At 42.2% G+C, this 4,608-nt stretch carries 2 protein-coding genes and 1 pseudogene; 1 reads left to right on the forward strand and 2 read right to left on the reverse strand.

What is annotated here, in order from left to right; translation table 11 throughout:
- Positions 1-119: pseudogene (locus AB4653_RS15400) on the reverse strand (protein disulfide oxidoreductase); the annotation flags it as partial.
- Positions 116-2,212: a protein-disulfide reductase DsbD gene (locus AB4653_RS15405; protein WP_102257810.1), complete on the reverse strand. Its 2,097-nt coding sequence runs from the start codon at positions 2,210-2,212 to the stop codon at positions 116-118. The gene AB4653_RS15405 and the pseudogene AB4653_RS15400, both read right to left, overlap by 4 nt.
- Positions 2,213-3,052: 840 nt before the next feature.
- Here AB4653_RS15405 and AB4653_RS15410 point away from each other — a divergent pair.
- Positions 3,053-4,321: a triacylglycerol lipase gene (locus AB4653_RS15410; protein WP_102257808.1), complete on the forward strand. Its 1,269-nt coding sequence runs from the start codon at positions 3,053-3,055 to the stop codon at positions 4,319-4,321.
- Positions 4,322-4,608: the final 287 nt, after the last annotated feature.

Below are 4,608 nucleotides of genomic sequence, written 5' to 3' on the forward strand. Positions count from 1 at the left end.
TTTGTACGCCAATAATCAACACCAAAGACCACGACCAATGCGAACAAGGTATACAGTAATGCCGATCTCAACTTCTGCTTTTTGGACTGAGGTTTTGCCTTAGCTTTTTTTCTCATCATTCGTCACCACCTTTTGCTTTCTCAATGGCTTCCATCACCGCATCACTGGTTAAGATGACAGGAAGCTCAATACCTTCCGGAGCGTTAGGGCCATAAACCATGTTGAACGGAACACCGAAACGGTTGTGATCTTGTAGGTATGACGTGACACTATCACTTGGGACTGTCCAATCGCCCTCCATCGGCACTACATCACCTTCAGTCAATACGCTGTAAACAGGATCTTGTAAGAGAACCCCGATCTTGTTTGCTTTACAAGTCACGCACCAATCAGCGGTAACATCAACGAAAACTACTTTGTCATTAGCAACATGCTCATCAATGGCTACGGTCGACAAAGCTTCCCACTCAGGTTCTGGTGGCAGAATTTTGGATGTTGCCTTCTCGACAAATAACGAGGCAGAGATAACACTCAACAGCAGCAAGGCAACAGCACCCGCAGTCTTGATTCCATGCACTTGAACCAACCGGACAAGCAATAAGCAAACACTGACTGCCAATATTGCGTATAACCACAATTGAGGGACGTGAGGTCGAAGCAAGCCAAAGAGCCAAACGCTAGTGATTAGCATCATTCCGCCGAACAGGTATTTAACACGGTTCATCCATGCTCCTGGTTTAGGCAGCGCCAAAGCTATCGATGGGAATGCAGCAACGATGATCCATGGAAGTGCCATACCAACGGCAAGTGCGGTGAAAATACCAAACATCGTCGGGATAGTCGTGGCAAGAGCAAATGCAACGGCTGTCCCAAGAAATGGAGCAGAACATGGCGTAGCCAATAGCGTTGCGAACATGCCTTGTGTAAAGTGTCCGACGTAACTACTGCCTCCCTTGGTTGCCATCCACGTATTGGTATTAGATGAAAGACGGATCTCGAAAAGCCCTAACATGTTGGCGCTGAAAAGGGCTGTGACGATAAACATCCCTCCGATAAACCAACCGTTTTGGAACTGAATTCCCCAACCGATAACGCTGCCTGATATTTTTAACACAGCCAAGAAAGTGGCGATTAACCAGAAGGATGCGAGGATGCCACTCGCAGATGCAAGGAATTGGAACCTAACCTGTTTTCTTGCCATGCCTTGAGCAGAAATAACCCCACTCAGTTTCATTCCAAGTACAGGGAATACACAGGGCATGATATTGAGAATCAACCCACCTAATAGCGCCAAAAGCACCATACTTATCATAGAGCTATTACCCACTATGCCGTTGGTAACAGTGGCTGGGTATTCTGTAATGAAGTCTTTGTCTTTGATGCTGACACGAATGTGTTGGTTGTTGAGATCGGGTGTGCCCATCCAGCTGCTTACGTCATAAGTCGCAATGGCTTGGTTACCTTCAATTTCAATGTGAGGAATACCAAATTCAGCATCTTGCATTTCATCTGAATCACCATCCACGATTATATCGGGTGCAGTCCAACCAATTTTATGTGTAGCAATAACTTGAAGTTGCGACTTGTGAGCATCCCAAATCGTAGATGTACCCTCTACAAGCGGTGAGTCTTTCGGCACTTCGCTCATTGCTTTTGCGTAGACAAGCATCGCGTCGTTATTCACGGTCATCTCACTTGGGTTAAACACCAAGTTGATGTCAAAATCCGTGAGAATACATATGGTGGTGCATGAAGACATCGTCAGCACTGCATGGAGCTCAACAGGTTTGTTCATATCATCAATATGAAGATTCATCGGAAAGATGATGTTGTGCTTGTAGCCTAGCGTATCTATGCCGAGCAAGTTGAAGCGTTGAGGAAACTTCCAAAACCATTGCAGTTGCGAAACGTTCTTAGAGTCAGCCCATTTAATTTTGGGCGCAATGCCTCCTTCGCCAGGACTTCTCCAGTAAGTTTTCCATTCATCAGAAAGGTTCACTTCCAGATAACCCGCCGCGGTTTTATCTTCTTTATTAATTTGTCCTGTCATGACAAAACGCGTTTCTACATACGGATGTAACTTGTCTTGCATCCAACCCGTTGTAACAGGAGTCATTGATTCGCTCGCACTTGCGTTCACAGTGAATGTTGAACACAACGCAACGAATAGCCAAAGCACAACAAAGCGCAATGACATTTTGCTTTTAGGCATGTCTAATTTTTCCTTAAAAAATGAATAATATGAGTGTTAGTTAAACGCTCTTATTTTCATTCTTTAAAGACACAGATCTTGAGATGGATGCGCCTACCTTTGTGGAGGATTGGCTCAGTGAAGGGAGGGAAATACGGGACAGTACTTAGCAACCACAATACGACGACAACGAGTATGAAGTACGTGAATATAGCTTGATCATTGACTTGGTGGTGATCAAAGTTTATCAGGTGTTCTGATAACTCACATTTTTGGACGGATTGGCCGTCTTGGGATTGAGATGCCCCATCAATAAAAACGCCACTATCGCTAATCTTGTTTGCCTGCACGGCAGTAGAAATAGCAGAATCACTGTTGTCATAATTTACTTTGCAGCCTTGGATAAAACTCATATTACTGGCGAGACAGAAACAGATAACCCAACCCACTAATAATAGTGCGCTACGAGTTAGCTGATGTGTGTTTCGACTTGAGATCATATCTAAACTGCAGATGTCTTGTTATGGTAAACGTAGCAATACGACTTAACTAAAATAATAAAGTTCAATTTTTTTCTCAATGTCGATAATTTTCATGAATCAAAGCGATTGAGAATCGTAAAAATCATATACCAACAATCAGGGTCGGAAAGACAATCAGTATCGAAAAGACAATCGACATCAGCCATACCGCGGTCGAGCAGCGTGAACTAAGTAAACTCGGACCAAGACAATACATGCTCAAGAACAACGTATGACCTAACTCTCTGTTTTCTTGCTAGTATTAAACTCATGCTGTTTGTTTATGTATAAAAATTATTGATTGAATGACGAAGCTTGTTGAGATGGGGATGAGATTAGAATGAGGCAATTCATTACTGGACGATTATTTTTCGTACTGTTATTCAGTGCTGTGCTGTCAGGGTGTGGTAATTTTAGAAATCTATCTAATGAGATAGACGCAATTGATGCCTATACCGACCAGTACCAAATCATTTTGACCGAACCAGCGTCGGGCTCAGCCGTCGTTATTCAACAGATAAAAGATATCAATAAAAGCGAAGTTGATGGCTACGACGGCATAATAGATAGCGACAGTATTCAATTGCAGCTATCTAGAAAAATACACTACCTACTTGTCTTTGATGATAAAAACCAAGATTTAACCCTACAAGCTGACGAACCATTCAGTGTCGTTAATCTGCATGATCACCAAGACAATTCTACAGTAAGAATTTCACTCGCCATTAACGAAAACAAAGCGCCCAGAGCCTTTGTTAATCACTCATTGTCCTCTTTACTGAAAGTGGAATTGGATCTTGTCGATATAGGCACCGTTGTGAGTTTAACGGATCCGCCCTTTAAGCGAGAAAACGCTAAGCTCGGCATGTGGCAGCCAGTAACATTCTTTTTTGAAGGGAATGCTGGACTCTACTTTTTGTCGGAATACGACCCAACTAAAATCCCTATCCTATTTGTACATGGTATCAACGCAACCGCTTTAGATTTTGCTCCATTAATCGAAAAAATCGATCAATCTAAATACCAAATATGGGTATTCAACTACCCTTCTGGCTTATCTCTGGTTTTAAGTTCGAAAGGCTTAAATAACCTGCTGCATACCATAGTGACGGAATACAAGATCCAACAATCACACGTGGTGGCACACAGCATGGGCGGGCTGATCGTGGCAAACAGTGTTCGTCAGTGCCAAATCGGGCAGTTGTGCAATTTTGTCAGCAGCATCACCACCATATCTTCCCCGTTTGGTGGGGTGACATCTGCCAAGCAAGGAGTTGAATACTCCCCTATCGTGATGCCAGCCTGGGTAGATTTAAATCCAGACGGAAAATTTATCGCCGAGTTATTTGGTAGTAAAACTAAAAACCATACCCCGCACTTTTTAGCGTTTGGATACAATTCAGGGGAGTTATTTAATACCAACAGTAATGATGGCGTAATTGACCTATCAAGCCAGCTTTGGCGCCCAGCTCAATTAAACGCCGACCAAATTCTTGGTTACGATGAAAACCATTTAAGCATCTTAGACAACGACGACTTGTTTGAAGATCTTTCTGAGTTTTGGTTGAGAACCGAACAAGGCTATAATGCCAATGAAAATAATTTTTAAGATTAATTGACTATTGGTTGTCCACAATTGATATTGTTTATTTAGACACCACTACCACAGTAAATACTAACTCCTGTAGGAATGCAGACAGCACCGTTGGTTGCACAGCCAGATATATAAAGACAAAGAGCGGTTATTATTAGTTTTCTCATACAGAATAAAATCCTTTAGGTAGAAACATTGTGTGTTTTGGACAACAGAAAATGCATTTCTACTCAAATAAAAAGAAATTTTTATTTATACACTTCATATAAACAACCAAACTCTACTTTTTACCATATTTATAC

The organism is Vibrio sp. 10N.222.48.A3, assembly GCF_041475345.1.
GTDB lineage: Bacteria > Pseudomonadota > Gammaproteobacteria > Enterobacterales > Vibrionaceae > Vibrio > Vibrio tasmaniensis_A.

Excerpts from the sequence above, each read along its gene's own strand:
- AB4653_RS15405 (WP_102257810.1), bottom strand. The coding sequence starts at position 2,212 with ATGCCTAAAAGCAAAATGTCATTGCGCTTTGTTGTGCTTTGGCTATTC.
- AB4653_RS15410 (WP_102257808.1), top strand. The coding sequence starts at position 3,053 with ATGAGGCAATTCATTACTGGACGATTATTTTTCGTACTGTTATTCAGT.